The following is a 26,321-nucleotide window of genomic DNA, read 5'->3' as shown; positions in this document are numbered from 1 at the left end:
CCATGGCGGACAAGAAGGACAAGGACAAGGCGGCCAAGGACGCCGGCAAGGGCAAGGACAAGCCCAAGTCGCAGCAGGCCAAGCCGCAGGCGCCCGCCAAGAGCAAGGAAGCCAAGGGCGCGAAGGCCAAGGGCGCCGAGGCAGAGGCCTCCGGGCCGACCGAGGAGCGCCCGCGCGACCCGAACTACGCGCCGCGGCTCCGCACGCACTACAGGAAGAGCGTGACGGCCGCGCTTGCGAAGAAGTTCGGCTACAAGAACCCGATGATGGTGCCCCGCCTGCAGAAGGTGGTCATCAACATGGGGCTCGGCGCCGCGGTGCAGAACCCGAAGATCATCGACTCCGCCGTCGAGGACATGCGGGCGATCTCCGGCCAGAAGCCGGTGGTGACCCGGGCCCGGAAGTCGATCGCGACCTTCAAGCTGCGCGAGAACCTGCCCATCGGGGTGATGGTGACCCTGCGTGCCGAGCGGATGTGGGAGTTCGTGGATCGCCTGATCGCGTTCTCTCTCCCGCGTGTTCGCGACTTCAAGGGCGTGAGCCCGAAGGGGTTCGACGGCAAGGGTAACTTCACGATGGGCCTGCGCGAGCAGATCATCTTCCCCGAGATCGACTACGACAAGATCGATGTCGTGAAGGGGCTCAACATCTCGTTCGTGACCACGGCGAAGACGGACGAAGAAGGACGCGCGCTCCTGACCGAGCTTGGCATCCCGTTCCGGCATTGAGGGATTTTCGATGGCCCGTGCAAAAGAGTTTGCGAAGCTGAACCGTCCGCCGAAGTTTTCTACGCGGCACAAGAACCGTTGCAAGGTGTGCGGGCGCGCGCGCGCTTACTACCGCGACTTCGAGCTCTGCCGCGTCTGCCTTCGGTTGTTCGCGCTCCGTGGTGAGCTCCCTGGTGTGATCAAGGCCAGCTGGTGATTCTATGATGACCGATCCCATCGCCGACATGCTGACCCGCATTCGCAACGCGGCGCTCGCGCGGCACGACCGGACCGAGGTCCCCGCGAGCCGCATCAAGGCCGCGGTCGCGGAGATCCTCAAGTCCGAGGGCTTCATCGCCGACGTGCGCGAGACCGAGGGCGAGGGTCCCAAGAAGCTCACGATCGTGCTGAAGTACGGGCGCGATCGACAGAGCGCGATCGACGGCGTGCGCCGCGTCTCCCGCCCCGGGCGCCGCGTGTACGTGCGTCACGACAGGATCCCGCGCGTGTTCAGCGGGCTCGGGATCTCGATCCTGAGCACGTCCCGCGGGCTCATGAGCGACAGGGATGCGCGCCGCCTCAAGATGGGTGGCGAGCTGATCTGCGAGGTGTGGTGATGGAAGCTCAGGCGAACGCAGCCCAGCCCGCGAACGGTGACAGCCGGCTCGCTCCGAAGACGTCGCGCGTTGGCAAGCGCCCGATCGACCTGCCGAAGGGGGTCACCGCGACCGTCAACGGCCGGAAGATCGACGTCAAGGGCCCGAAGGGCCAGCTCTCCCGCGCGATCACCGACAAGGTGGACATCAAGCTCGAGGGCAGCAAGCTGCACGTGAGCTCGGTGGCGCCGGGGCGCGACGGGTCGCGCCTCCAGGGCCTCACGCGGGCGCTCGTGGCCGCGATGGTGAAGGGCGTCGCCGAGGGCTACGAGCGGACGCTCGAGCTCAAGGGGACCGGCTATCGCGTCGAGCTCAAGGGCACGACGCTGAACTTCGCCCTCGGCTTCTCCCACCCGGTGACGTTCCCGGTGCCCACGGGGCTCACGGCGACGATCCCGGCGGACTCGAAGGGCACCGTCCTGGTCCTGACGGGCGCGGACAAGGAGCTCATCGGGCAGACGGCCGCGACGATCCGTGGCTTCAGGCCGCCGGAGCCGTACGGCGGCAAGGGCGTCCGTTACCGCGGCGAGCGCGTGCGGGAGAAGGCTGGCAAGGCCGGCAAGGGCGGCAAGAAGTAAAGGCGAGCGGCGGCGTGTACGCCGCTGCACCGAGGGACGAGACGGTCATGGGCATGAAAATCGTCGGTCGGGAGCGCCGGAAGCTCCGTATCCGCAAGAAGGTCGAGGGGACGCCGGAGCGCCCGCGCCTCAGCGTCTTCCGCAGCTCGAAGCACATTTACGCGCAGGTCATCGACGACGTGAGCGGCAAGACCCTCGCCCACGCTTCGACGCTGTCGAAGGACCTCAAGGGCTCCCTCGACGAGGACAACAAGGTCGAGGCGGCGAAGAAGGTCGGGGCTCTGATCGCGAGGATCTGCAAGGAGAGGCAGATCGACAAGGTCGTCTTCGACCGCAACGGCTATCTGTATCATGGGCGCGTCAGCGCCCTCGCCCAGGCGGCGCGCGAGGCAGGTCTCGATTTCTGACTCCCACAGCCGCTGCCCTGATGGTGAGGGCGGCGGGCGCGGTCAACTGCCGCGGCGGAGAACGTGATAGAGGACGGTTATGGCGTTCGATCATGTCGACGAAGAGAAGCTGAAAGAGCGAGTCATCCACATCAACCGCGTCGCCAAGGTCGTCAAGGGCGGCCGGCGCTTCAGCTTCTCGGCGCTGGTCGTGGTGGGCGACGAAGCGGGGCACGTGGGCATCGGCCTGGGCAAGGCGAACGAGGTGCCGGAGGCCATCCGCAAGGGGAACGATCAGGCTCGCAAGAACCTGTTCCGCATTCCCCTGGACGGCGTGACCATCCCGCACGACTCGTTCGGCCACGTCGGGGCGGGCAAGGTCCTGCTGAAGCCGGCCAGCCCTGGGACGGGCGTCATCGCCGGCGGCGCGGTGCGCGCCGTCGTCGAGTCGGCGGGGATCCACGACGTGCTGTCGAAGTCGCTCGGCACGAGCAACCCGCACAACGTCGTGCACGCGACCGTCGCGGCGCTCCGTGGGCTGAAGAGCCCGGAGAGCGTCGCCGGGAAGCGGTCGATGCAGCTCGACTCGCTCGACTACCAGCGCCGCGGTAGCACGAACACCGCGGGTCGACGGCGCGCGAGCGTGGCGCCGCCCCCCGGGAAGCCGGGCGGCAGCGGTGGCGCACCGAGCGGCGGCGGTGAAGGAGGCTCGCAGTGAAGCTCCGGGTACGTCAGAAGGCCAGCAACATCGGCCAGGTCGAGCACACCCGCAAGATCATCAAGGGGCTCGGCCTGCGTGGGCCGGGGTCCGTGGTGGTTGTCGCGAACACGCCCTCGTTCCGTGGCATGGTGAAGAAGGTCCTCCACCTCGTCGAGGTCGAGGAGGTCGCCGACGGAGCGACCTCGTCGAAGGCCTGAGAAGCGAGATCGTCATTCCAGCGGAGTCGCCGCGTACGGAAGTGTGAAACATGGACATTCTTTCTAAGCTCCAAGCCCCTGAGGGCGCCGTAACCAAGAGGCTCCGCGTTGGCCGTGGCGTGGGGTCGGGCGTCGGCAAGACGTCTGGCCGCGGACAAAAAGGGCAGAAGGCGCGGGCCGGCGGCAACATCAACAAGAAGCACTTTCAGGGCGGGCAGACGCCGATCCAGCGTCGCCTCCCGAAGCGTGGCTTCCGCAACCCGCTCGCGGACATCGTCGTCAACGTCAACGTCGGCGACCTCGAGGCGTTCGACAATGGCGCCCAGGTCGATCTGATCGCGCTCCACGAGCGCCGCCTCGTGCAGGGGCGGTTCGACGTGCTGAAGATCCTCGGCGACGGTGAGCTCACGAAGAAGCTCACGGTGACGGCGCACCGCTTCTCCAAGGGAGCGGTCGAGAAGATCGAGAAGGCGGGGGGCAAGGCGGTCGTGCTCGCGGCGCCTGCACCCCAGGGCAGCTCGACGGACTCCTCGTCCTCGTAGTCAGCGCGCACGCGCACCCACCAAGCCGGAGTCCAGGATCGCCTATGGCCAGCCTCGCGGGAATCACCAACTTCCACAAGATCCCCGAGCTCCGGCGACGCGTGATCTTCACCCTGGTGATGCTCGCGGTCTACCGGGTCGGCGTCTTCGTGACGACGCCCGGCGTCGACCGGAACGCGATGCGGCAGTACGTCGCGAAGCAGTCCGGCGGGCTCCTGAGCTTCTTCAACATGTTCTCGGGCGGCGCGCTGGAGAACCTGTCGATCTTCGCGCTCGGGATCATGCCGTACATCTCGGCCTCGATCATCATGCAGCTCATGGGCATGGTCTACAAGCCCATCGACGAGCTGCGGAAAGAGGGCGAGCAGGGTCGCCGGCGGATCGATCAGTACACGCGGTACGGCACGGTCGCGCTCTCGCTGTTCCAGGCCTTCTCGATCGCGAAGATGCTCGAGGGCCTGTCGAGCAGCGAGACCGGGGCCGGGATCGTGAACCACCCCGGCATCGGCTTTCAGCTGATGACGGTCATCACGCTGACGACCGGGACCGCGTTCCTGATGTGGATCGGCGAGCAGATCACGGAGCGCGGCGTCTCGAACGGCGTCTCGCTCCTGATCTTCGCGAGCATCGTCACGCGCATCCCGGAGGAGGTCGGCAACTACTTCGCCCAGAACGCCGGCGATCTCCAGCCCCTGACGATGGCCGCGATCGTCGCGTTCATCGTGTTCGTCATCGCCGTCATCGCGTTCTTCGAGAACGGCAGGCGTCAGATCCCGATCGTGTACTCGCGGCGCCAGGTCGGTCGCCGTGTCTACGGCGGGCAGACGGCGCACCTGCCGCTGAAGGTGAACACGTCCGGGACCATCCCCCCCATCTTCGCGTCGTCGCTGCTGATGTTCCCGCAGACGCTCGCGAACATGAACGTCCCCGGGGCCGAGCAGATTCAGGCGATCATCAACCGGGGGGACTGGGTCTTCAACACCGGCTACGCGCTGCTCATCATCTTCTTCTGCTTCTTCTACACGAACGTCACGTTCCAGCCGGTGGACGTGGCGGAGAACCTGAAGAAGCAACAGGCAAATATCCCCGGGATCAGGCCAGGCAAGCAGACGGCGGACTACATTCACCGCGTGATCCAGCGGATCACCGTGGGCGGCGCGCTCTATGTCGCCGCGGTGTGTGTGGTGCCCTCGATCGTCGGCAACCTGCTGCGTGTCCCCTTCGGCTTCGGAGGCACGTCGCTCATGATCGTCGTCGGCGTCGCGCTCGACACCGTGAACCAGCTGGAGGCGCACCTGATCACGCGGAGCTATGAGGGGCTGACGGGCCCCGGTGCCACCCGCATCCGGGGCCGCAGGCTCCCGGAAGCGTGATGGAGGGCAAATGATCTTGGTTCTGGTGGGGCCTCCTGGAGCTGGGAAGGGTACGCAGGCGAAGCTGCTGTGCGCACGCTTCGGCATCCCGCAAATCTCGACCGGCGACATGCTGCGCGAGGCAAAGCGGTCGGGGACCTTGGAGAAGCGCTATCTGGACATCATGGACTCTGGCGGACTCCTTCCGGATGAGGCCGTTATCGGCCTCATCGCGCGCAGGACGGTCGAGCCCGACTGCGACGCCGGCTTCCTGCTGGACGGATTTCCCAGGACCGTGCCTCAGGCGGACGCGCTCGACGAGCTGCTCGCCAGCGCCAACCAGGGCGGCAAGCGGATTGATGCGGTGATCCAGCTGGACGTGGCGCGTCCCCTGCTCGAGGAACGGCTGATCCATCGCCGAACTGACAAACGCAGTGGACAGATATATCATCTCGTCTATAATCCGCCGCCCCCCGGTGCGGAGCTAGAGCATCGGGCCGATGATCGGCCCGAGGCTGTTGCAAAGCGTCTCGACGCCTACGAGGCGATGACGGCCGCGCTTCTTCCGTTCTACGAGCAGAAGAAGCTGCTGCATCGCGTCGATGGAGTCGGGAAGCCTGAAGAAGTTACGCACAGGGTGCTGTCGGCCATTGGCCGGCCGGGCTCGGGTGGAGAATGAGGCGTAAGAATCAGACCAGACCGCCGAAGGAACCGAAGGGCGACAAGCTCGAGTTCGACGGCGTGGTTCAAGAGGCCCTGCCGAACGCCATGTTTCGCGTGAAGGCGGACAACGGCCTCGGCGTCCTCGCGACCATCAGCGGCCGGATGCGGCAGTACTACATCAAGATCCTGCCGGGCGACCGCGTGACCGTCGAGGTCTCGCCGTATGACCCGAGCCGAGGCCGGATCACGTACCGGCATAAGTAACGTAGTTTTTTGAGGAATCTGGAGGCTCCCCGTGAAGGTGCGCCCGAGCGTCAAGAAGATCTGCGACAAGTGCAAGGTGGTCCGGCGGCGTGGTGTCGTTCGGATCATCTGCGAGAACCCCCGCCACAAGCAGCGCCAGGGGAACTAGCTCTTTCGGCGGAAGCCCGCCCTCGTTTCGGTTTGGAGTAACCATGGCTCGTATCGCTGGTGTCGATCTCCCGCGTCGGAAGCATGTCGCCTACGCCCTGCCGTACCTGTTCGGCATCGGGCGGACCCTCGCCTTGCAAATCTGCGAGAAGACCAACATTCCGCAGAACAAGCGGGTCGAGGAGCTCAGCGACGCTGAGGTGAAGGCGATCCGCGACCTCCTGGACGCCGAGTACAAGGTCGAGGGCGACCTGCGGCGCGAGGTGCAGCTCAACATCAAGCGGCTCATGGACCTCGGCTGCTACCGAGGGCTCCGCCACCGGCGCGGGCTCCCGGCGAACGGGCAGAGGACGCATACGAACGCGCGCACCCGGAAGGGACCGCGCAAGGGCATGTTGCAGCGGCGTCCTGCCGCGACCAAGTGACGAGCGGGGATTAGGACGCCATGGCGCAAGCGAAGACGGCTGCCACTACCACGAAGGCCAAGCAGAAGAAGAAGGTCAAGAAGAATGTCTCCGCGGGTATCGCGCACATTCAGTCGACCTTCAACAACACGGTCGTGACGATCACGGACATCAACGGCAACGCGATTGCGTGGTCGTCCGCTGGCGCTCGCGGCTTCAAGGGATCGCGCAAGTCGACGCCGTTCGCCGCGCAGCTCGCGGCGGAAGAGGCGGCGCGCCGGGCGCAGGAGCACGGGATGCGTTCGGTCGCCGTGTTCGTGAAGGGGCCGGGGGCCGGGCGCGAGAGCGCGCTCCGTGCGCTCCAGACCGCTGGCTTCAAGGTGACGCTGATCCGCGACGTCACGCCGATCCCCCACAACGGTTGCCGGCCGCCCAAGCGGCGCAGGGTTTGAGGTAATTCACGATGGCTCGCTACATTGGTCCGGTCTGCAAGCTCTGCCGCCGCGAGGGGATGAAGCTCTACCTCAAGGGCGAGCGGTGCTACTCCGAGAAGTGCGCGTACACGCGGCGCCCGTATCCCCCGGGCCAGCACGGCCAGGGGCGCATCAAGCTGAGCGAGTACGCGGTGCGCCTGCGCGAGAAGCAAAAGGTGCGTCGCATCTACGGCGTGCTCGAGCGGCAGTTCAGCGGGTATTTCCAGGAGGCCAACCGGCGCAAGGGCCGGACGGGCGAGGAGATGCTCGGGCTGCTGGAGCGGCGGCTCGACAACGTGGTGCACCGGATGGGCTTCGGCTCGTCCCGCGCCGAGGCGCGCCAGCTCGTCCGGCACGGGCACGTGAACGTGAACGGCAAGCGGCTCGACATCCCGAGCTACGTCGTGCGGGCGGGTGACCGGGTCGAGCTCACCGAGGGGGCGCGCAAGTTCAAGAGCGTCCTCGCTTCGATCGGCGGCGCGGACAAGCGGCCGGTCGCGAGCTGGATCGACGTGGATCGCGCGGCGTTCACCGGTGCGGTCAAGGGCGCGCCGATCCGCGAGGATCTCAACGAGCCGGAGATCCGCGAGCAGCTGGTCGTCGAGTACTACTCGCGCTGATCGCGCGAGGGCGGCGCGGAGGAGGGCGGCGTCGCGAGCGTACCTTGCAGGGTGCGCTCGCTCGCTGCGGGCTCCCCTCGGCGCCGCCGTCCCGCGCTCGCGCGCGGGGGCATGGAGCCTAGGATGCGGGCAGGAGGCGGCGCCGACCGGTCGAGTGCGGCCGCGGCGTGAGACCTCCGCGCAAACCTCATGAAGGAAGGAGATCGCCATGACGATGAACAACCCGAACCTCACGATGATCGCCCGTAACTGGCGCGATCTGATCCGGCCCAAGGGCATCTCGATCGACGCGGACAGCGGGACCCAGTTCTACGCCAAGTTCACGTGTGAGCCCCTGGAGCGCGGCTTCGGGATCACGATCGGCAACTCGCTGCGCCGCGTGCTGCTCTCCTCCCTCCAGGGGGCGGCCGCGACGGCCATCCGCATCGAGGGCGCGCTGCACGAGTTCACCACCGTGCCGGACGTGGTCGAGGACGTCAGCGACATCATCCTCAACGTGAAGGAGGTCGTCTTCAAGGCGGCCACCCCGAAGACCTACTCGGTGCGGATCGATCGCGAGGGGCCCGGGCCCGTGTACGCGCGCGACATCCAGCTGGTCGAGGGCCTGTCGGTGCTCAACCCCGACCACCTCATCGCCGTGCTCGACAAGAAGGGCCCGCTCTCGATGGAGCTCACGGTCAACGTGGGCCGCGGCTACGTGCCCGCCGAGCGCAACAAGACGCCGACCATGCCGATCGGGACGATCCCGATCGACGCGCTGTTCTCGCCGATCCGCAAGGTGAACTACACCGTGCAGAACGCCCGCGTCGGGCAGGTGACCGATTACGACAAGCTCACGCTCGAGGTCTGGACCAACGGGTCCGTCTCGCCGGCGGACGCGGTCGCCTTCGCCGCGAAGATCCTCAAGGAGCAGCTCTCCATCTGGGTCAACTTCGAGGAGAGCGAGGAGACGAGCTACCAGGCGGTGATGAGCGACGACGAGCCGCTCAACGAGAACCTGTTCCGCTCCGTCGAGGAGCTCGAGCTGAGCGTCCGCTCCGCGAACTGCTTGCAGAACGCGAACATCACGCTCATCGGCGAGCTCGTGCAGCGGACCGAGCAGGACATGCTCAAGACCAAGAACTTCGGTCGCAAGTCGCTGAAGGAAATCAAAGAGATCCTCGCGAACATGGGGCTCTCGCTCGGGATGAAGATCGACAACTGGCCGCAGCTCCTCGAGCGCTGGAAGGCGCAGCAGGCGCAGGCGTGAGTCGGTACTGAGGGAACGTCATGCGTCACAAGAAAGCGGGCAGGCAGTTTGGTCGGGATACCTCCAGCCGCAGGGCGATGCTTCGCAACCTGACGGCGAACCTGATCACCCACGAGCGGATCGAGACGACCGACGCCAAGGCGAAGGAGCTGCGGCGCGTGGCCGAGCGGCTCATCACCAAGGCGACGCGGCTCGGCAAGGTCGCGTACACCGCGCACGGGGAGCTCACCCCCGGCGACAGAGCGCGCCGGCTCCACGCCGAGCGGCTCGTTGGCAGCTACATCCCTCGCTGGGGGGTCGCGACCGACGGCAAGAAGGTCGACATCATCGCGAAGGTGATGATCGATCTCTCGAAGCGCTTCGAGGGGCGGCCGGGCGGCTACACGCGGATCATCAAGCTCGGTCCGCGCCGCGGTGACTGCGCGCAGATGAGCCTCATCGAGTTCATCGACGCGCCGCCGGTCGCGGACGCGCCTGCGCAGGCCGCCGAGCCGGTCGCCGCGGCGGAGCCGGCCACCCCGGCGACGACCGCCGGCTGAGCCGGAACCAGGCCGGCGCCGCGTGGCGCTGGCACAACAGCAGACAGAACGCCGGGAGAGCGCTCAGCTCGCCCGGCGTTTCTGCGTTGTGAGCCCGGCCGGCGCTCAGGGGCCGGCCGCTGCGTGGGCCTGGTGCGCGCGACGGCTCAGCGGTCGGGCGGGCCGGCTGCAGGGGCGTCATCGCTCCGCGGCTCCGCCTCCTCGACAGGCTGTGCTGGCAGGTCGGGGTCCGCCTTCGAGGCGGCAGCCGGGGCCGGCTCTGGAGACATCTGGGGCTGCGGAGGAACGGCGCTGTCCTGCCTTGGAGGCGCCGAGGCAGATGATGCGGTCGGCTGCGGAGGGGGCGGCGCCGAGGCAGGTGATGCGGTCGGCTGCGGACGGGGCGGCGCCGAGGCAGGAGACGCCGGCGGGGGCGGAGGAACGGTGCCGGCTTGCGCTCGAGCGGGCGACGGCGCGCTCCGTCGCCGGGCGATGAAGAACATCGAGAGCACCGCGGCGAGACCTACCGCTCCCGCGGCGATGTGACGGTTCGTCTGGCTCTTCCGCTCCGCGACCTTGTCCCCGAGGGAGGCGAGCGCCGCCCTCGCGCCGGCGTGGGATGGATCGAGCTCGATCGCACGCTCCAGCACGAACTTGTCCGGCGTGCCGCGCTCGATGAGGAGCGCGCCTTCGAGGTAGGCGATCTCCGCTTCGATCTTCTTCGCGCGCTCGCCTGGCGCGTCGAGGCGCAGCGCCTTGCGGAGCATGGCGAGCGCGTCGTCGCGCCGGTCGGCAGACAGCGATCGCGCCCGCTCCACGTAGGCGTCCACCATCTCCTTGCGGCGCTCGAAGAGCGGCGCGCGGGCGAGCACCTTGTCGAACGCGTCGGTCGCCTCGGCGGGCGTGCCCGCGCTCGCCGCGGCGACGCCCTCGTCCATCAGCTTGTACACCTCCGCGAGGCGCGCGCGATCGTACGTCCCGAAGAGCTCGCGCGCGACACGGTCCCACGACCACTCGCGCGGCGGCTTCGCGCCGGTGAGGTCCAGGTAGGCGTCGCGGAGCTGCCAGATGCCGGGCTCGCCGATCGCGGAGATCGCCTCCCGCGCGGCGTCGCGCAGCCGCGCGCGGTCGCTGTTGCAGAAGCTCAGGATCACGCGCACGGCGTCCACGTCCCGGACGCGGCCGTAGGCGCGGAGGACGTCGGCCAAGATCTGCGTGTCATTCGACGCGATCGCCTCGCCGGGGATCGCCCGGCCGAGCAGGTCGAGCTGCTTGTTGGCCCACCGCTGGACGATCTTTGCGTCGTGCTGGCGCGCCTCGATCAGCGCGGGGACCGCCTTGTCGCGCAGCTTGGCCACCTGCCGCTGGAGATCGATGCGGAGCAGCTCGCCGAAATAGGCGTGCAGCGCGATGAGCTCGCGGACCGCAGGCGTCGTGCCTGCAGCGGCGAGCATCCGCTCCATCGCGAGCAGCTTGACGACATCGCGCCACGCGCTGTCCCGCGGCCGCGCCGCGGCCAGCATGAAATCCAGCCAGTCCCCCTCGTCCTTCTCGTCGTCAGCGCCCTTCTTGGCGCTCTGGTCGGCCTTGGCGTCCTTCTTTGCGCCCTGCTCGGCCTTGGCGTCCTTCTTTGCGCCCTGCTCGGCCTTGGCGTCCTTCTTTGCGCCCTGCTCGGCCTTGGCGTCCTTCTTCGCGTCACCGGCGCTCTTCTTCGCGTCACCGGCGCTCTGCTTCGCGTCGCCAGCGCCCTTCTTCGCGCCCTTGTCGGCCTTCGCGTCTGCAGTTTTCTTCTTGTTGCCGTCGCGCTCGTCCTCCCCCTTCATCGCCTTGCGGCCTTCTCTGCGCGCGTCCGCGAGCACGCGAGGCGCCGCGTTCCGGTCGAGCGAGCCGCGGATGTCCTGAACGCGCAGCCGCACCGCATCGACGATGCCAGGGATCGGCTCATCGAGGGCCGCGCGGGCGTTCTCCCGCGAGCGCGCGTCCTCCGACGTGATCTGGTCGAGTATCCGGTCGAGCTCGCGGACCGCGGCGATATCAGGCTCCGGGCGGGCGATCGGGGCGAGGCGCGGGAGCTCAGGGAGCGCGGAGGAGGCCGGCGCGGAAGTGCCCGCGTCGCGCTCGCCGGCGGCGCGCGCCGGAGGCGTCGCGAGCGGCGCCGCTGCGAGCAGGCCGATCAGGACGAGCCACGCGCACGCCGGCGTGCGTCGCCGCGCCGATCGCGCGCCTGCGTCTCTCGGATCCGACGTGTGGCGTGCCAAGCGCCTCAATCCGTGATGCGAAAGTCGAAGAAATCGCCGGAGAAGCCCCGCCACCGGACGTCGACGCGCTCGACCCGCGCGGCGCTCGGGCCGCGGTTCGCCCAGGCGATGAGCTCCTTCAGCTCGTCCTCCTCCCCCTCGGCGAGGACCTCGACGCTGCCGTCGGAGCGGTTTTTCACCCAGCCGGTGAGGCCGAGCCGCTTGGCCTCGCGCTGCGTGGAGGCACGAAAGAAGACGCCCTGGACGCGACCGCGGACGAACAGCTGAACCTGTTTGAGCCCCATGGAACCAGCTTGACTTAGCCGCGCGTTCCGGGGGAGGCAACTTCAGGCAGCACCTGGGAGCCACGGGCAGTTCGCCCGCGCCGTTCTTCGTACGGACGGCGCGGGCGACCTGTGTCCGTGCCGCGCCCCACGACGCGCGCGCGTCGTCCGTGCCCCCCGCCGCGCATTGACAGAGCAGACGCGCTTGATAGAGTCGCCGCCCGATCGGCAAGCACAGCCCGCCGATCGAGCGACATGAACGTGAGGGGCGCCGGTTGCGAGGCGAGCCCTCTTCCCTCTGGCGACCCGCCGACATCGACGACATGCTCGGCCCCGCCTCGGGTCCGACCCGCTAGACCCCCCCAAACAAAAACCAACGACCGGCGGCCTCCACGCCCTTGACAGGGCACGCGCCGTCGCATCCTGGAGCTTTCCGACTCATGCACCTCAGGGAACTGAAGCAGAAACCGATGGCCGAGCTCGTCCAGATGGCGAAGGGGCTCAACATCGAGGGCGCTGCCGGGCTGCGCAAGCAGGAGGTCATCTTCGCTCTCCTGCAGGCCCACGCGGCGCAGGACCAGCCGGTCTACGGCGAGGGCGTGCTCGAATGCCTGCCCGACGGCTTCGGCTTCCTCCGGGCGCCGGACTACAACTACCTGCCGGGTCCGGACGACATCTACGTCTCGCCGTCCCAGATCCGGCGCTTCAACCTCCGCACCGGCGACAGCGTGAGCGGCTCCATCCGGCCGCCGAAGGAGCGCGAGGCGTACTTCGCGCTGCTCAAGGTCGACAAGATCAACGGCGAGCCCCCCGAGGTCGCGCGCGACAAGATCCTGTTCGACAACCTCACGCCCCTCTACCCGCAGCAGAAGTTCAACATCGAGAACGGGACGAAGAGCTTCTCGACCCGCATCATCGACATGCTCTGCCCCATCGGGAAGGGGCAGCGCTGCCTCATCGTCTCGCCGCCCCGCGCGGGCAAGACGGTGCTGCTCCAGCAGATCGCCAACGCGATCTCCGCGAACCACCCGGACACGACGCTGATCGTGCTGCTCATCGACGAGCGCCCGGAGGAGGTGACCGACATGCAGCGCACCGTGAAGGGCGAGGTGATCAGCTCGACCTTCGACGAGCCCCCGACGCGCCACGTGCAGGTCGCCGAGATGGTGATCGAGAAGGCGAAGCGCCTCGTCGAGCACAAGCACGACGTCGTGATCTTGCTGGACTCGATCACCCGCCTGGCGCGCGCCTACAACACGGTCGTCCCGCCGAGCGGCAAGATCCTCTCCGGCGGCGTCGACTCGAACGCGCTGCACAAGCCGAAGCGGTTCTTCGGCGCCGCGCGCAACGTCGAGGAGGGCGGCTCGCTGACGATCGTCGCCACCGCGCTCGTCGACACGGGCTCGCGCATGGACGAGGTCATCTTCGAGGAGTTCAAGGGCACGGGTAACAGCGAGATCCACCTGGATCGCAAGCTGATGGAGAAGCGGATCTTCCCCTGCCTCGACATCAACAAGAGCGCGACCCGCAAGGAAGAGCTGCTGCTCCCGGAGTGGATCCTCCAGCGCGTGTGGCTGCTCCGCCAGCTGCTGCACCCCCTCAACGTCATCGACTCGATGGAATTCCTCCTGGACAAGGTGAGCCGCACCGAGACCAATCAGGAATTCCTCGAGAGCATGAACCAGTAACGGCGCGTCCTAGGGGCGCTCCCGGCGGTCGTCGGGAGCGCTCTCTGTCACGCGAACGGTCCGCGCAGGGGCCCGCGCGCGCGCTCCTCCGGGCGAAGTCGTGTTAGCGTCTCCTGGTGACCGCGAAGGCGGAACAACGCACGAAGGCGCTGCAGGCTCGCGTACAGGAGCTCGAGGCGCGCCTCGCCCACGCCGACAAGACGGTGCGGGCGCTCCGGGATGTCGGGCTGGCCCTTGGCAGCACCCTGGATCTCGACCAGCTCCTCGCGCTGATCCTGAACAAGATCACCGAGCTGCTCGACGCGGACCGCGCCACCCTCTACCTGCTCGACGAGCAGCGGCAGCGGCTCTTGTCGCGCATCATCATCGGCGAGGAGGCGCGCGCGATCGAGCTGCCCGTCGGCGCGGGGATCGCGGGCCACGTCGCCAAGATGGGGCGCACCGTCCGCGTGAAGGACGCCTACCGGGATCGCCGGTTCCAGCGCGACTGGGACGAGGTCACGGGGTATCGCACCCGCTCGATCCTCGCCGCGCCGATGAAGAACCACGTCGGCCGGACCATCGGGGTCATCCAGGTCCTGAACAAGCACGGGGAAGGGGAGTTCTCGGTCCACGACGAGGAGCTGCTGAGCGCGCTGGCGACGCAGGCGGCCGTCTCGATCGACAACTCGCGGCTGTTCCTCTCGGTGATCCAGAAGAACACGCAGCTCGTGGAGACGAAGGAGCAGCTCGAGCACCGCGTGAGCGACCTCAAGCTGCTCTTCGACCTCGAGAGCGCGATGGGCCGCGCGACCACGATGGAGGACCTCGCGCGCGCGGTCATCACGGAGGCCGGCAGGGCGTGCGAGGCGCGGGCGGGGGGGATGCTCGTCGACGAGATCGAGGGCGGGCTGTTCCTCTACTTCTTCGATCTTGCGGCGTTCGACGGGGGCAGCGCGCCGCCCCGCGCGCCCGCCCTCGGAGAGGAGCCGGAGGGCGTCGTGGGCGTGGCCCCCCCGGGGCCGGCGGTGAAGCGCATCGCGATGCGCCGCGGCGAAGGGGTGGTCGGGCGCGCCATGGTGAACAACGAGGCGGTGTTCTTCTCGCGCGAGGGCGGGGGCCGGGAGCCGGACGACACGCTCGTGTCGCCGCGGCTCGCCCAGCTCGTCGGCGCGGAGCTCAGGACGGCGATCGCCGTGCCGCTCGAGGGCGAGGACGCGGTGCCGATCGGCTCCATGGCCCTCTACAACTCCAGGAACCCCCACGGCTTCTCGAAGGACGATCGCGCGCTGCTGCGGCTCGTGTCGGCGAACGCGTCGACCGCGCTGCGCCTGTTCCGGTCGCGCCTCGAGCGGGAGCAGAGCGAGCGGCTCACCACGATCGGGCGCCTGCTCTCGGGCGTGATGCACGACATGCGCACGCCGCTCACGGTGATCAGCGGTTACGTCCAGCTCATGGCCGGCGCTCCCGACGCGGCGACGAGGGAGGACCACGCGCGGCTGATCCTCAAGCAGTTCGACGTCATCAGCGCGATGCAGCGCGAGGTGCTGGAGTTCGCGCGCGGCGAGCGGAGCATCCTCGTGCGCAAGGTGTACTTGACCAAGTTCTTCGGCGACATCGAGAAGCAGCTGGAGCACGAGCTCGCCGGGACCGGCATCTCGCTGTCCCTGGAGCTCGAGGACCGAGGGACCGCGCGGTTCGACGAGGCGAAGATGACGCGGCTCCTGCACAACCTGGTCCGCAACGCGGTCGAGGCGATGCGGCCAGGCGGGGGCACGGTGACGATCCGCGCCTACCGCGACGGGGGCGACCTCGCGATCTGCGTCGCGGACACCGGGAAGGGGATCCCCAAGGAGATCCAGGGCCGCCTCTTCCAGTCGTTCGTCACCTCCGGCAAGCGCGGCGGCACCGGCCTCGGGCTCGCGATCGTGAAGAAGATCGTCGACGAGCACGCCGGGACGATCACGGTCGCGTCGTCCGACAAGGGCGCGAAGTTCACCATCCGCCTGCCCCAGGAGAGCGCGCCGTCGCGGTCTCCCGGGACCGCAGGGGGGCAGCCCCAGCTGGTGTCGACGGACGGTGGCTCGGCGACCAAGGCGGGCGCGAGCGTCGCGCCGGTCGTCCACGAGGGCATCCCCCGCCGCAGGCCGGCGGGCTCAGCTCCCTCCGTCACCCCAGTGAACGAGCGGGGCCGACGCTCGTCCAGCAACGGCTCGGGCGCCTGACGCGCTCCCGCCGCTTGCGCGAGGCGCACCCGATGGAGAGACTCGAACGGTGTCCCAGCTCCGCCTGAAGCTCCTCGAGCCGCACCGGACGTCGCTCGAGAAGTGCGTCTACTGCCCAAAGCTCTCGCGCGCCGCTTGCCCCGTGTCGAACGTCGAGGCGAACGAGACGGTGACGCCGTGGGGGAAGATGTCGATGGCGTACTTCGCCGCGCGCGGCGACGTGCCGCTCGACGCAGGCCACGCCGAGCCGGCCTGGGCGTGCTCCGCGTGCTTCGGGTGTCGCGAGCGCTGCGATCACAAGAACGAGGTGGCCACCGTGCTGACGGACGCGCGCGCGGAGCTCTTCGCGCGCGATCTCGCGCCGGAGGGGGCCAGGCGCGTGGCGGAGCGCTTCTCGGCCCGCGAGGAGGGCCGCGCCGGTGAGCTCGACGCGCGCTCTCGATCGGCCGCGGCCGCGCCTGACGCGGTCCACGTGCTGCTCGGCTGCGGCTACGAGCGTCACGCGCCGGACGTGGCCCGCGACGCGCTCGACGCGACAGAAGCGCTGGCGGGCGCCCCGGCCCGCCCGGTGCGCGCCTGCTGCGGGTTGCCGCTCCTGTACGCCGGCGATCGCCCGGGCTTCGAGGCCGCCGCGCGGCGGCTCGCCGCGGAGGTCGCGCCCGGGGGGCGCTTCGTCGCCGTCGATCCCGGGTGCGCGCGCGCCGTGCGCGTCGAGTACCCGCGCGCGGGGGTGAGCGTGAAGGCCCCGGAGCTGTTCGTCGATCTCGCGCGCTCGTCGCTCGACAGGCTGCAGCGATCGGCGTCGGAGCGACGGGTGCGCTACCACGATCCCTGCCAGCTCGGGCGCGGCCTCGATCGCTACGACGCGCCCCGGGAGATCCTCGCCCGCATCACGGGGCGCCCGCCGGAGGAGTTCATCCACCGCCGCGAGCACGCCGACTGCAGCGGCGGCGGCGGCCTCCTGCCCGCCACGCGTCCCGCGTCGTCCGCCGCCATCGCCGACGCCAGGATCGCGGAGCACCGCGCGCTCGGCGGCGGGCTGCTCGTGACGCACTGCGCGCAGAGCCTCCAGCGGTTCAGGACGCGGGGCGAGCCGGCGGAGGACCTCGCGAGCCTCGTCGCGCGGGCCGTCGCGCCGCGATGACCGCGCCGCCGCCAGCCGCGGACGAGGCGCGCGGCGGCGCCGCGGGGCCGGAGGAGCGCGCGCCCCAGAAGCGGCGCACGGTCGCGGGGAGGCTCCTCGCGAGCTACCTCGTGGTGCTCGCCGCCTTCGCGCTGACCGTCGGCTGGAGCGTCCAGGCGCTGCGGGCAGCCTCGCGCGACGCCCAGCTGCTGCGCGCCGGGTACGTCCCGCTGCTGCTCCGCATCGGCGAGGTCCTGGCCGAGCAGAACGTCTTCAACGCCCAGCTCAACCACATCACCGCCGCGAAGAACCCGGGGGACGTGCGCGAGTGGATCGAGACCGCGAGGCGGACCCGTCCGCTCGCGTTCTCGATCGTCAAGGACGCCGCCCGGGCGCTCGCCGGCGCCGATGAGAAGGCGACCGGCGAGGACGCCCGCGTCGGGCATGCGGCCGCGTCGTCCGGCGTCCGCCGGTTCAGCGACGAGGTCGCGGCCGAGGTGGCGGCGATCGAGCGGCTCGTCGGCGCCAGCCCGGAGCGGTTCGCCCAGCTCTTCCAGGCGCTCGCCGTCGGCGACCGCGACCTCGCCGAGCGCACGCGCGACGAGCTGGTCAAGCGAGAGGTCGAGGGCGCGCAGCGGCTGCGGGCGATCAGGATCCGCGTCGAGGGGCAAATGGCGAGCCTCACCGACGAGGCGGAGCTGCGCGAGGAGCGCTCGATGCACCTGCTCCTCGGGCTGGGCGTGCTGACGCTCCTCGTCGGCGTGATGATGTCGCTGTACGCGCGGCGCGTGCTCGCCCCGCTGACCGCGGTCACCGAGCGGGCCAACGCCGTCGCGCGCGGCGACCTCACCCCGAAGCAGGCGCTCGCGACGAACGACGAGATCGGCGAGCTCGCGACGACGTTCGAGGACATGGTCGCCGCGATCCGCCGCGCGCGCGCCGAGCTCGTGAACGCCGAGCGGCTGGCGGCGATCGGGAAGATGGCCGCGCACGTCACGCACGAGATCAGGAACCCGCTGTCGTCGATCGGGCTGAACCTGGAGCTGCTCGAGGAGGAGGTGGCGCGCGCCTCCGCCGCGGACACCCCTGACGCGGAGCTCAGGCCGGTGATGAAGGAGTCGGCGCAGCTCGTCACCGCCATCCGGGCCGAGGTGGATCGCCTGTCTCGCATCGCGGAGCAGTACCTCAGCGTCGCCCGCCGCCCCCGCCCGCGCGTGGAGCCAGAGCGGGTGGACGACCTGGTGCAGGAGCTGGTGGCGTTCGTGAGGCCCGAGCTCGACCGCGCCGGCGTCGCGGTCCGCGTCGAGGTGGAGGAGGCGGGGCCCGAGATCCTCCTCGACGAGTCGCAGATCCGTCAGGCGCTCCTGAATTTGCTCCGCAACGCGCGCGAGGCGATGCCGAAGGGCGGCGAGATCGTCGTGAGCGTCAGCTTCTCGAGCGGCGCCGCGACCATCGCGGTCGACGACACGGGCCCCGGCGTGCCGGAGGAGCTGCGCACGTCGATCTTCGACCCCTTCTTCACGACGAAGCAGCGCGGCACGGGGCTCGGGCTTGCGGTCACGCGGGACATCATCGAGGCGCACGGCGGCACGATCTCGTGCGAGCCGCGCGAGGCGGGGGGAACGCGGTTCCGTATCGCGCTGCCCGCCGGGCGCTCACCGGCCCTGGGCCGCGCCGCGGACGCGGTGCCGTGAGCCGCGCCGGCCGCGGCGCGCTCGCGCGGCGGAGAGCGGCACGTCCGACGCCGAGCCGCTGCGCGCGGCCTATTTCGGCATGTCCAGGTACTCGAGGGCATACCCCATGAGGAGGAAGCCCACGACGGCGAACAGGATCGCCGCGAGCACATAGACGATGGTTCGAAGCGTCCGCGCTGGCGGCGGCGCCGGAGGCCGCTGCTCGATCGGCTCTGGCTCACCGGCGGTGGCAGGCCCCAGGCTCACCGAGCCCATGCTTGGCCGCACGGGTCTGTAGACGAGCGTCGGACCCTGGCCGGTCGTCGACCCGCCCGAGCTGTCCTCGGAGAAATCCGGGAGCGTCCGCGGCGTCACGGGGTGGGACACGAGCGGGGGCACGAGCTCTCGGGCCGCGTTGTTGAGCACCATGGTGCCGTTCGGGCCGGTCCACTGGACGGGCGCCACCGGCGCCTGTCCGCCCGGCGCGCGCCCGCCAGGCATGTACGGCGGGAGCTGGCCCTCGTTCTGCGTGAGCGGCGGCTCCCCGAGAGGGTGGGCCGGCCGCTCAGGCTCGCCGTGCGGGCGCACCCCGGTCTCGACGCGCGGTTGCGCCCCCGGGTCGGTCGCCGTGCGGATCAAGATGGGGTCGATCGGCGGCACCGGGAGCTTGACCGCGCCGGAGGACGGGGGCTTGTAGCTCGGGTGCGCTGGCGGGATGGGCGAGCTGAGCGCATGGCCGGAGGCGCTGCTTGCCGGCAGCGTGGAGATGGGTGAGCCGCTGATCGGGTGGCTGGAGCTCCTCGCCGGCCGCAGCTCCCGCCAGGCGGTGAGCCCCTCGAGCGCGCTCTGGAAGCGGTCCGCGGGCTCCCGCGCCAGCCCCTTCGCGAGGAACGCCTCGAGCCGCGGGTCGACGGGCCCGTCCATCGCCTCGGCCAGCCTCCGCGCGTCGGTCTTCTGCTTCATCTCGACCATGATGAGCAGGTTGCGCGCCTGGTAAGGCAGCTGGCCGCTCATCGACTGGTAGATCATCGTGGCGCAGGCGTAGATGTCCGCGCGGTGGTCGACCGTCTTCGCCTTGCCGATCTGCTCGGGCGGCATGAACGAGAACGTGCCCAGGCTCTGGCCCATCTCGGTCAGGGTCTCCGCTCCCATCTCCTTCGGCAGCTTGGAGATGCCGAAGTCGAGGATCTTGACCCGCTTCGACCCGTCGGGGCGCGCCTCGATGTACACGTTCGACGGCTTCAGATCGCGGTGGATGATCCCGGCGCGGTGCGCGTCGGCGAGCCCCATCCAGACCTGCTCGATGATCGGGTGAAGCTCCTCGAAATCGATCGGTCCCGTCCGCTTCAGCCGATCGATCAGCGACTCGCCCTCGAGCAGCTCGAACACGAGGACGATGCCGTGCTCGGGGTCCTCCTCGACGTCGAGGATCTCGGTGACGTGATCGCTGTTGATGGATCCCGCGGCGCGCGCCTCGCGCCGGAACCGCTCGGCCGCGGACGACTTGGTCTTCGACTCCGCGCGCAGGAGTTTGATCGCCACCTGGCGGCCGGTGCGGATGTTCTCCGCGGCGAACACCTCGCCCATGCCGCCGCGGCCGAGCTGGCGGATGATGCGATAGCGGTTCGCAACGACGGTTCCAGCTTCGAGCTCCAAGCGCGCCCTCGCCCCAGAGTATCCTCCGCGACGATGCAGAGGATCAAATTCTCCGGCGCGAACGAGGTGATCCGACCGTAAGCCGCGGGATGCCGGTCGTGGGCCGCCGTCGCTCTTCCCTGGGCCGAGCGCGGCGGGAGAGCCGCAGTATCGAGCTCTTCCGTGGGGTCTCCTCCCCTCCGCCGAGGAGCAGGCGCTTCGCCGTCGCGCGCGGCGCCTTCGCGTCGGTCGCAGGGGCACGGCCGCGCCCCTGCGCCGCCGCGGGGCTCACTCCTCTTCTTGCTGGCGGAGCTTCGCCATGACGCTCAGGTCCTCGAGCGTCGAGGTATCACCGGTCAGCTCTCGACCAGCGGCGACGTCCTTCAGGAGCCGGCGCATGATCTTGCCGCTGCGGGTCTTCGGCAGGGCGTCCGCGAAGCGGATGGCGTCGGGGCGCGCGAACTTGCCGATCTCCTTGGCGACGTGCTCGGCGAGCTTTGCCTGGAGCTCCGGCCCGGCCTTCACCCCCGGCCGGAGCGAGACGAACACCACGAGCGCCTGTCCCTTGAGGTCGTCCGGGCGACCGACCGCGGCCGCCTCTGCGACGGAGGGGTGAGACACGAGCGCGCTCTCGATCTCGGCCGTCCCGATGCGGTGGCCGGCCACGTTCAGCACGTCGTCGATGCGGCCGACGACCCAGAAGTAGCCGTCCTCGTCGCGGCGCGCGCCGTCGCCGGTGAAATAGCAGCCCTCGACGTCGCTGAAGTATTGCTTCCGGAAGCGATCGTCGTCGCCCCACACCGTGCGCAGCATCGACGGCCACGCCTGCTTCAGGACGAGCAGCCCGCCCTCGCCCGCCGCGACGGGCTTGCCGTCCTTCGTCACGACCTCGGGCACGACGCCGAACATCGGCAGCCCGGTCGACCCCGGCTTCGAGGACGACGCGCCGGGCAGCGTGGTCATCATGATCGAGCCCGTCTCCGTCTGCCACCAGGTGTCCACGATCGGGCAGCGGCCGCCGCCGATGGTCCGGTGGTACCAGACCCACGCCTCGGGGTTGATCGGCTCGCCGACCGAGCCGAGGAGCCTGAGGCTCGACAGATCGCTCTTCGCGGGCCACTCGTCGCCCTGCCGCATGAAGGCGCGGATGGCCGTGGGGGCGGTGTAGAGGATGGTGACCCCGTGCTTCTCGATCAGCCTCCAGAAGCGGCCCCAGTCGGGGAAGTTCGGGGCGCCTTCGTACATGAGGCACGTCGCGCCGTTCGAGAGCGGGCCGTACACGATGTAGCTGTGGCCCGTCACCCAGCCGACGTCGGCGGTGCACCAGTAGACGTCGTCGTCGCGCAGATCGAAGACGTACTTCGTCGTGACGTGCGCGCCGACCAGGTAGCCGGCGGTCGTGTGGAGCACCCCCTTGGGCTTGCCGGTCGAGCCGCTCGTGTAGAGGATGAAGAGCGGGTGCTCGGCGTCGACGACCGTCGGCTCGCAGGCCGGGGCGGCCCCGGCGAGGAGGTCGTGCCAGAAGACGTCGCGGCCCTCCGTCATCTCCACCTCGCAGCGCTCCTTGCCGAGGTGCTGGTACACGACGACGCGCGTCGCGCTCTTCGCCTCCGGCTGCGCGAGCGCCTTGTCGACGGTCGCCTTCAGCGGCACGACCTGCCCGCGCCGGTACGCGCCGTCCTGCGTGATGACGAGCTTGGCCTGGCTGTCGTGGATGCGGTCGCGGAGCGCGTCCGCGGCGAAGCCGCCGAACACGACGGTGTGCACCGCGCCGAGGCGCGCGCAGGCGAGCATCGCCACGGCGACCTCTGGGACCATGCCCATGTAGATCGCGACCCGGTCCCCCTTCTCGATGCCGAGCCGCTTGAGCGCGTTGGCGAGCAGCAGCGTCTCGCGGTGGAGCTGGGCATAGGTCAACGTGCGCGTGGCGCCGTGCTCACCTTCCCAGATGATGGCGGCCTTGTTCTTGGTGGCCGTCGTCAGGTGTCGATCGAGGCAGCTCTCCGTGACGTTGAGGGTCGCGCCGAGGAACCACTTGGCGTGCGGCAAGGACCAGTCGCTGGTCGTGGTCCACGGCGTGCGGAACACGAGGTCGCTCGTCTCCCGGCGCCAGAACGCGTCCGGCTGCTCGATGCTCTCGCGGTAGAGCGCCTCGTAGGTCGCCTGCGCGCCGACGCGCGCACGACGCGAGAACTCGGCCGGCGGCTCGAACCGGCGCGTCTCCTTGAGCAACGACGTGATGGCATCCTGCGACATGGTCACCCCTTGAGGGGACGGCGGCAGCCGATCCCCGACTGACGTTGAAGGGGACGGCGGCAGCCGATCCCCGGCTGACGTTGAAGGGGACAGCGCGAGCCGATCCCCGGCTGACATTGAAGGGGACGGCAGCAGCCGATCCCCGGCTGACACGATTGAAGAGGACGGCAGCAGCCGATCCCCAGCCCATGCTCCCCGCTGGAGAGCGCGGCGAACCCTCTACGGCTCACCGCGAGGGCGTGCGAGGATACATCCGTCAAGCGGCAGAACAAGGATGGAACGAGCGGCCGGGATCGGCAGAGGCCGATCACCAGAACGCATAGCCGGCGTGCAAGCTGCCTCCCAGCTGCAGCAGCACGGCCGAGTAGAGCGTGACGTCGTCCTGATCGCTGTTCTTGTAGCTGATGCCGCGCGACGACTGGAAATAGCTGTCGAGCGAGAACCCGAGGAGCACGCCCCCGAGGTCCAGCTCGACGCCCACCTCGGAGAACACGAACGCGTTCACCCCTGCGGCCTTCTGGCACAGGCCATTGCAGATGTCTCCGTCCTGCGTCTTGATGCTGTCGAACTTCACGGAATCGTAGGTGAGACCGCCCCCGATCGAGCCCACGAACCGCCAGGTCTGCCCAGGGGTCATCAGGCGGACGTTCAGCCCGAGGCGCGTCGAGCCGAGCGTGTAACTGGCGTTCGGGTAAGCGGGGTCGTCCGAGCCGGTCGCGATGTTCGCGTACTGGAGCATCACGTCGAACGCCGCGGGGGTGTTCACGCGGTATCCCACCCGGATCGAGCCAGCCCCGCCGCTGTTCGCCTCCGGCGCCGGGAAGGCTCGCGGGTGGCCGAGCGGCCAGAGCAACGACGCGGCGCCGATCACGTAGTAGCCCTGCGGCGGGAGCGAGAGGGGCACCGGCTTCGGCGGAGGGGGCAGGGGCGGCGTGAACGGCTGCGCCGCCGGGGTCGCGGGGGCTCTGTCCGGGACCAGCGCGAGCTTCACCTTCTTGTCGCGCTCGCCGCTCACGACGGTGACGCTCTCGTCGGCGCTCGCGTGCCCCTCGGCGCGCGCGCCGATGCGGTGCACCCCCGGCCCGAGCTCCACGACCCGCGTCCCCGAGGACGACGGGGGCTGTTCCTCGCCGTCGATGATCAGCGTGGCGGTCTGTGGGCTGAGCTCGATCGTGAGATGGGCGAGGAGCGCGCGCATCTCCTCGATGGCGCTGCGCGCCGTCTTCTCGTCGCCCTCATCCATCGTGTCGCGGTGCTGCGCGAGCGCGCGCTCGAGCGCCGCGATGGCCCTCGGGTAGTTGAAGAGGGCCTTCTCGGCGAGCGCGATGTTGAACAGCGGGCTGGCCTTCGGCTTCTCCTTGTAGGCCGCCTCGAACTCGACGACCGCGGCCCGGTAGTTCCTGTCCTGGAACAGCTTGATGCCGTTCTCCATGTGCTGCCGGTACGGCTCGACCTGCGCGAGCGCCGGCGAGAGCTGCACGGTCAGGCCGAGCGTCGCCGCGCAGAGCGCCAGCGTGAGTCGTCCGAGTGATCTGCCCAATCCCGCCTCAGTCGACCTTGAGCTGCAAACCAGCCGCGACCCCCGCGGGCTTCTGCGTCGCGACCGCCGGGGCGGCCTGCGCCGGACCGGCGGCCTTCGCCCCGGCGCCAGCGCCCCTGGGGCGGGCCGCGAAGGGGAGCGCCGTCGCCTTCTTCGGGCTGGGCTCGGCCTTGGGCGCCGGAGCGAGCGCGACGGGCGCCGCGGTCGTGGCCTCGGCCGGAGGCGGCGCCGGTGTCACGGCCGCCGGCAGCGGGTGGAGCAGGACGTCGATCGGGGAGTTGCCGTCCTGGAGCGTCACCTCTTTGTCCACGGGCGTGTAGCCGGAGGCCTCGATCCGCACACGCTTCGTCTCGCCCGTGCGGCCGCGCAGCGTGCGGTCGGCCAGCGCCGCGCCGTCGACGGTGAAGAGGGCGCCTTCGGCGTTCGTCCGGAGCTCGACGGAGACCTGGGTGGGCAGCGCAGGCGCGGTGGCCACCGTGCCCGCCTCCGACGAGCGGCGCGCGTGAAGGACCGCGCCGGCGAGCCCGCCAACCAGCGCGACAAGCGCCACCGCGGCGAACGCGAGCCGCCGCGGGCCGCGCGCTCCCGTCTGCCCGCTGCTCGACCAGCCCACCTTCGAGCCGCTCCCGTGCACCTCGAGCGTCGGATCCAGCCCGATGCTCGGATCACCCGGTGTCTGCTTGGCCGGCGTCTGCCCGAGGGCGCCAGGAGCGCTCGTCGTGTGCGCTCCGAGCTCGTCGCTCGAGCTGCGCCGTGACGCGAGGAGCCCGCCGGCGCCGGCGACGAGGGCGTCCAGGAAATCTCGCGCGGAGGAGAACCTCGCGTCCCTGTCCCGCGTGAGCGCCTTCGCGATCACGCGCGCGATCGGCTCGGGGACGGCCGGGTTGCTCATCCGCACGTCGAGGGCGTCCTTCATGCAGATGTTGACGATCACCTGCTCGTACGAGCCGCCGCTGTGCGGCGGGTGTCCCGTGAGGCACTCGTAGAGGATCGCGCCGACGGCCCAGAGATCCGTCCTGCCGTCCACGTCGGGCATCGCCTGCGCCTGCTCCGGCGACATGTAGAACGGCGTTCCGAGCACCGTGCCCTGCCGGGTCAACGTGTGGGCCGGAGCGCCGTCGGCGCGGCGCACCTTCGAGATGCCGAAGTCCAGGATCTTGGCGAAGTTCGGGTCGTCGTCGCGGTCGACCAGGAAGACGTTGTCCGGCTTGAGGTCGCGGTGGACGATGCCCGCCTCGTGGGCGCGGTGGAGGCCGCGGAGCAGCTGCGCGGTCACGTGGAGCGCCTCGCCGAGATCGAGCCTGCCGCAGCGCCGGATGCGGTGGCCCAGATCCTCGCCCCGGAGCAGCTCCATGACGAGGAAGGGGATGTCGTCGGCGAAGCCGGCGTCGAAGATCTCGACGATGTGCGCGCTCTCGACGGCGCTCGCCGCCTGCGCCTCGCGGTGGAACCGCGCCACCGCGTCCTTGTTCTGCGCGAGATCGGCGTCGACGAACTTCATCGCGACGCGCTTGCCGATGGCGGTATTCACCGCCTCGTAGACCGTGCCCATCCCGCCACGCCCGATCGTCCGTACGATTTCGTACTTCTGAACCCGCTTTCCGACGTACGCCCCCTCGGCCAGCTGGGTCGCTGCGGCGGTGGTGTCGGTGCTGCTAGGCATGGCGGTTCGACGTGGGGGAAGCGGACGAAGCCCGTGAAGCCCTTTGGACGAACCGCATCAAAGAAAGCTGCGCCCCGTCCCCGCGCGGCAGCTTATCACCTCCCCACGCCGGGGTGCACCTTCGCCGGCGCGGCCCGAGGGGTGCGTCCGACGAGGATTCTCCGTCGTACCTTAGCCACCCTCATCCGCCTCAGCGCGGCATGGGGGGTGCGTCCGCGCTCGGCGCCTCGCCGAGGCGCGGATCGAGCCCCCCCTCCTTGTCCAGGGCCGACAGGTCGCTGAATCCGCCGATGCTGGCTCCATTGATGAAGATCTGAGGAACCGTCCGCTGCCCGGAGGCCTTGACCAGCCAGGCGCGGAGGTCATCGCGGTTCTCCACGTTGATCTCCGTGAAGCGCGCCTGCTTCTGCGTCAGCAGGCGCTTCGCCATGGCGCAGTATGGGCAGTAGTCGGTGACGTAGATGGTGACTTCGGCTGCTTGCATGGGCATCTCGTCCTCTTTCCTTTCCCGGGCAGGCCAAAGATGCAAGCGCACAGGGCT

General features: G+C 69.7%; 27 protein-coding genes and 1 pseudogene. 21 read left to right on the top strand and 7 right to left on the bottom strand.

What is annotated here, in order from left to right:
- The first annotated feature begins 2 nt into the window (after positions 1-2).
- The 17 genes and pseudogenes from rplE to rplQ all read left to right on the top strand — a co-directional run bounded on the left by rplE (position 3) and on the right by rplQ (position 9,498).
- Positions 3-728, top strand: a complete 726-nt coding sequence (rplE, locus tag WME95_RS43445) for a 50S ribosomal protein L5 (RefSeq protein WP_437546534.1) — start codon at positions 3-5, stop codon at positions 726-728.
- A gap of 10 nt (positions 729-738) precedes the next feature.
- A complete protein-coding gene (locus WME95_RS43440) occupies positions 739-924 on the top strand; it encodes a type Z 30S ribosomal protein S14 (protein ID WP_012240559.1) in 186 nt (61 codons plus the stop codon).
- A gap of 4 nt (positions 925-928) precedes the next feature.
- Positions 929-1,324 carry a 30S ribosomal protein S8 gene (gene rpsH / locus WME95_RS43435; protein WP_012240558.1) on the top strand — a complete coding sequence of 132 codons (396 nt, stop codon included), beginning with the start codon at positions 929-931 and terminating at the stop codon, positions 1,322-1,324.
- Positions 1,324-1,941 (top strand): 50S ribosomal protein L6, encoded by a 618-nt coding sequence (gene rplF / locus WME95_RS43430; RefSeq protein ID WP_437277607.1) that lies wholly within the window; start codon positions 1,324-1,326, stop codon positions 1,939-1,941. The genes rpsH and rplF overlap by 1 nt, the downstream gene beginning before the upstream one ends.
- A 47-nt stretch (positions 1,942-1,988) precedes the next feature.
- Entirely contained in the window at positions 1,989-2,348 is a 360-nt protein-coding gene (gene rplR / locus WME95_RS43425; protein WP_012240556.1) for a 50S ribosomal protein L18, read from the top strand.
- 79 nt (positions 2,349-2,427) lie between these two features.
- Positions 2,428-2,907, top strand: a pseudogene (gene rpsE / locus WME95_RS43420) (30S ribosomal protein S5); the annotation flags it as partial.
- 134 nt (positions 2,908-3,041) lie between these two features.
- On the top strand, positions 3,042-3,245 hold the full coding sequence (gene rpmD, locus WME95_RS43415; protein ID WP_437295775.1) for a 50S ribosomal protein L30: 204 nt from the start codon (positions 3,042-3,044) through the stop codon (positions 3,243-3,245).
- Between the two features lie 50 nt (positions 3,246-3,295).
- The gene (gene rplO, locus WME95_RS43410) at positions 3,296-3,787 is read left to right on the top strand and encodes a 50S ribosomal protein L15 (RefSeq protein WP_437546532.1); all 492 of its coding nucleotides are present in this window, start codon (positions 3,296-3,298) and stop codon (positions 3,785-3,787) included.
- A 44-nt stretch (positions 3,788-3,831) separates the two neighbouring features.
- Positions 3,832-5,160, top strand: a complete 1,329-nt coding sequence (secY, locus tag WME95_RS43405) for a preprotein translocase subunit SecY (protein ID WP_437546530.1) — start codon at positions 3,832-3,834, stop codon at positions 5,158-5,160.
- A gap of 10 nt (positions 5,161-5,170) precedes the next feature.
- Positions 5,171-5,818, top strand: a complete 648-nt coding sequence (locus WME95_RS43400; RefSeq protein WP_437546528.1) for an adenylate kinase — start codon at positions 5,171-5,173, stop codon at positions 5,816-5,818.
- On the top strand, positions 5,815-6,066 hold the full coding sequence (infA, locus tag WME95_RS43395; RefSeq protein ID WP_012240550.1) for a translation initiation factor IF-1: 252 nt from the start codon (positions 5,815-5,817) through the stop codon (positions 6,064-6,066). The genes WME95_RS43400 and infA overlap by 4 nt, the downstream gene beginning before the upstream one ends.
- 31 nt (positions 6,067-6,097) lie before the next feature.
- Positions 6,098-6,214: a 50S ribosomal protein L36 gene (gene rpmJ, locus WME95_RS43390; protein WP_012240549.1), complete on the top strand. Its 117-nt coding sequence runs from the start codon at positions 6,098-6,100 to the stop codon at positions 6,212-6,214.
- A gap of 43 nt (positions 6,215-6,257) precedes the next feature.
- Positions 6,258-6,638, top strand: a complete 381-nt coding sequence (gene rpsM / locus WME95_RS43385; protein WP_012240548.1) for a 30S ribosomal protein S13 — start codon at positions 6,258-6,260, stop codon at positions 6,636-6,638.
- Between the two features lie 20 nt (positions 6,639-6,658).
- Complete coding sequence (gene rpsK, locus WME95_RS43380) at positions 6,659-7,069, top strand: 30S ribosomal protein S11 (RefSeq protein ID WP_012240547.1); 411 nt, start codon at positions 6,659-6,661, stop codon at positions 7,067-7,069.
- 11 nt (positions 7,070-7,080) lie between these two features.
- Complete coding sequence (gene rpsD / locus WME95_RS43375) at positions 7,081-7,710, top strand: 30S ribosomal protein S4 (RefSeq protein WP_437546525.1); 630 nt, start codon at positions 7,081-7,083, stop codon at positions 7,708-7,710.
- A gap of 208 nt (positions 7,711-7,918) precedes the next feature.
- Entirely contained in the window at positions 7,919-8,959 is a 1,041-nt protein-coding gene (locus tag WME95_RS43370; protein WP_437546523.1) for a DNA-directed RNA polymerase subunit alpha, read from the top strand.
- 20 nt (positions 8,960-8,979) lie between these two features.
- Positions 8,980-9,498 (top strand): 50S ribosomal protein L17, encoded by a 519-nt coding sequence (rplQ, locus tag WME95_RS43365; RefSeq protein ID WP_437546521.1) that lies wholly within the window; start codon positions 8,980-8,982, stop codon positions 9,496-9,498.
- Between the two features lie 146 nt (positions 9,499-9,644).
- Here rplQ and WME95_RS43360 read toward each other — a convergent pair whose 3' ends face one another.
- Together WME95_RS43360 and yccX are read right to left on the bottom strand one after the other, a co-directional pair.
- On the bottom strand, positions 9,645-11,735 hold the full coding sequence (locus tag WME95_RS43360) for a hypothetical protein (protein ID WP_437905106.1): 2,091 nt from the start codon (positions 11,733-11,735) through the stop codon (positions 9,645-9,647).
- A gap of 5 nt (positions 11,736-11,740) precedes the next feature.
- The gene (gene yccX, locus WME95_RS43355; RefSeq protein ID WP_012240542.1) at positions 11,741-12,019 is read right to left on the bottom strand and encodes an acylphosphatase; all 279 of its coding nucleotides are present in this window, start codon (positions 12,017-12,019) and stop codon (positions 11,741-11,743) included.
- 419 nt (positions 12,020-12,438) lie between these two features.
- Here yccX and rho point away from each other — a divergent pair, with 419 nt between their 5' ends.
- The 4 genes from rho (at position 12,439) to WME95_RS43335 (ending at position 18,707) form a co-directional block, all read left to right on the top strand.
- Positions 12,439-13,686: a transcription termination factor Rho gene (gene rho / locus WME95_RS43350; RefSeq protein WP_012240541.1), complete on the top strand. Its 1,248-nt coding sequence runs from the start codon at positions 12,439-12,441 to the stop codon at positions 13,684-13,686.
- A 116-nt stretch (positions 13,687-13,802) separates the two neighbouring features.
- Positions 13,803-15,890, top strand: a complete 2,088-nt coding sequence (locus WME95_RS43345) for a GAF domain-containing protein (RefSeq protein WP_437546517.1) — start codon at positions 13,803-13,805, stop codon at positions 15,888-15,890.
- A gap of 49 nt (positions 15,891-15,939) precedes the next feature.
- Complete coding sequence (locus WME95_RS43340; protein WP_437546515.1) at positions 15,940-17,034, top strand: (Fe-S)-binding protein; 1,095 nt, start codon at positions 15,940-15,942, stop codon at positions 17,032-17,034.
- On the top strand, positions 17,031-18,707 hold the full coding sequence (locus WME95_RS43335; protein WP_437905105.1) for an ATP-binding protein: 1,677 nt from the start codon (positions 17,031-17,033) through the stop codon (positions 18,705-18,707). Before WME95_RS43340 ends, WME95_RS43335 begins: the two co-directional genes overlap by 4 nt.
- 69 nt (positions 18,708-18,776) lie before the next feature.
- On the opposite strand, the gene WME95_RS43330 is transcribed toward WME95_RS43335, so the two are convergent.
- The 5 genes from WME95_RS43330 to grxC all read right to left on the bottom strand — a co-directional run bounded on the left by WME95_RS43330 (position 18,777) and on the right by grxC (position 26,264).
- A complete protein-coding gene (locus WME95_RS43330; RefSeq protein ID WP_437905104.1) occupies positions 18,777-20,342 on the bottom strand; it encodes a serine/threonine protein kinase in 1,566 nt (521 codons plus the stop codon).
- Between the two features lie 267 nt (positions 20,343-20,609).
- Positions 20,610-22,577, bottom strand: coding sequence for an acetate--CoA ligase (acs, locus tag WME95_RS43325; RefSeq protein ID WP_437905103.1), 1,968 nt, complete (start codon positions 22,575-22,577; stop codon positions 20,610-20,612).
- Between the two features lie 307 nt (positions 22,578-22,884).
- Complete coding sequence (locus WME95_RS43320) at positions 22,885-24,117, bottom strand: hypothetical protein (protein WP_437905102.1); 1,233 nt, start codon at positions 24,115-24,117, stop codon at positions 22,885-22,887.
- Positions 24,118-24,124: 7 nt separating this feature from the next.
- The gene (locus WME95_RS43315; RefSeq protein WP_437905101.1) at positions 24,125-25,780 is read right to left on the bottom strand and encodes a serine/threonine-protein kinase; all 1,656 of its coding nucleotides are present in this window, start codon (positions 25,778-25,780) and stop codon (positions 24,125-24,127) included.
- Positions 25,781-25,970: 190 nt separating this feature from the next.
- The gene (grxC, locus tag WME95_RS43310; RefSeq protein ID WP_044966993.1) at positions 25,971-26,264 is read right to left on the bottom strand and encodes a glutaredoxin 3; all 294 of its coding nucleotides are present in this window, start codon (positions 26,262-26,264) and stop codon (positions 25,971-25,973) included.
- Positions 26,265-26,321 lie beyond the last annotated feature (57 nt).

It is taken from the genome of Sorangium sp. So ce327 (genome assembly GCF_051530205.1).
GTDB classification, from domain to species: Bacteria; Myxococcota_A; Polyangia; order Polyangiales; family Polyangiaceae; genus Sorangium; species Sorangium cellulosum_B.
The sequence above is the reverse complement of the archived record's forward strand: the minus strand, read 5'-3'. Positions and strand labels throughout refer to the sequence as shown.

What these genes read in the sequence shown, in the direction of transcription:
- rplE (WP_437546534.1), top strand. Translation starts at nt 3, where the DNA reads ATGGCGGACAAGAAGGACAAGGACAAGGCGGCCAAGGACGCCGGCAAG.
- WME95_RS43440 (WP_012240559.1), top strand. Translation starts at nt 739, where the DNA reads ATGGCCCGTGCAAAAGAGTTTGCGAAGCTGAACCGTCCGCCGAAGTTT.
- rpsH (WP_012240558.1), top strand. Translation starts at nt 929, where the DNA reads ATGATGACCGATCCCATCGCCGACATGCTGACCCGCATTCGCAACGCG.
- rplF (WP_437277607.1), top strand. Translation starts at nt 1,324, where the DNA reads ATGGAAGCTCAGGCGAACGCAGCCCAGCCCGCGAACGGTGACAGCCGG.
- rplR (WP_012240556.1), top strand. Translation starts at nt 1,989, where the DNA reads ATGGGCATGAAAATCGTCGGTCGGGAGCGCCGGAAGCTCCGTATCCGC.
- rplO (WP_437546532.1), top strand. Translation starts at nt 3,296, where the DNA reads ATGGACATTCTTTCTAAGCTCCAAGCCCCTGAGGGCGCCGTAACCAAG.
- secY (WP_437546530.1), top strand. Translation starts at nt 3,832, where the DNA reads ATGGCCAGCCTCGCGGGAATCACCAACTTCCACAAGATCCCCGAGCTC.
- WME95_RS43400 (WP_437546528.1), top strand. Translation starts at nt 5,171, where the DNA reads ATGATCTTGGTTCTGGTGGGGCCTCCTGGAGCTGGGAAGGGTACGCAG.
- infA (WP_012240550.1), top strand. Translation starts at nt 5,815, where the DNA reads ATGAGGCGTAAGAATCAGACCAGACCGCCGAAGGAACCGAAGGGCGAC.
- rpsM (WP_012240548.1), top strand. Translation starts at nt 6,258, where the DNA reads ATGGCTCGTATCGCTGGTGTCGATCTCCCGCGTCGGAAGCATGTCGCC.
- rpsK (WP_012240547.1), top strand. Translation starts at nt 6,659, where the DNA reads ATGGCGCAAGCGAAGACGGCTGCCACTACCACGAAGGCCAAGCAGAAG.
- rpsD (WP_437546525.1), top strand. Translation starts at nt 7,081, where the DNA reads ATGGCTCGCTACATTGGTCCGGTCTGCAAGCTCTGCCGCCGCGAGGGG.
- WME95_RS43370 (WP_437546523.1), top strand. Translation starts at nt 7,919, where the DNA reads ATGACGATGAACAACCCGAACCTCACGATGATCGCCCGTAACTGGCGC.
- rplQ (WP_437546521.1), top strand. Translation starts at nt 8,980, where the DNA reads ATGCGTCACAAGAAAGCGGGCAGGCAGTTTGGTCGGGATACCTCCAGC.
- yccX (WP_012240542.1), bottom strand. Translation starts at nt 12,019, where the DNA reads ATGGGGCTCAAACAGGTTCAGCTGTTCGTCCGCGGTCGCGTCCAGGGC.
- rho (WP_012240541.1), top strand. Translation starts at nt 12,439, where the DNA reads ATGCACCTCAGGGAACTGAAGCAGAAACCGATGGCCGAGCTCGTCCAG.
- WME95_RS43335 (WP_437905105.1), top strand. Translation starts at nt 17,031, where the DNA reads ATGACCGCGCCGCCGCCAGCCGCGGACGAGGCGCGCGGCGGCGCCGCG.
- acs (WP_437905103.1), bottom strand. Translation starts at nt 22,577, where the DNA reads ATGTCGCAGGATGCCATCACGTCGTTGCTCAAGGAGACGCGCCGGTTC.
- WME95_RS43315 (WP_437905101.1), bottom strand. Translation starts at nt 25,780, where the DNA reads ATGCCTAGCAGCACCGACACCACCGCCGCAGCGACCCAGCTGGCCGAG.
- grxC (WP_044966993.1), bottom strand. Translation starts at nt 26,264, where the DNA reads ATGCAAGCAGCCGAAGTCACCATCTACGTCACCGACTACTGCCCATAC.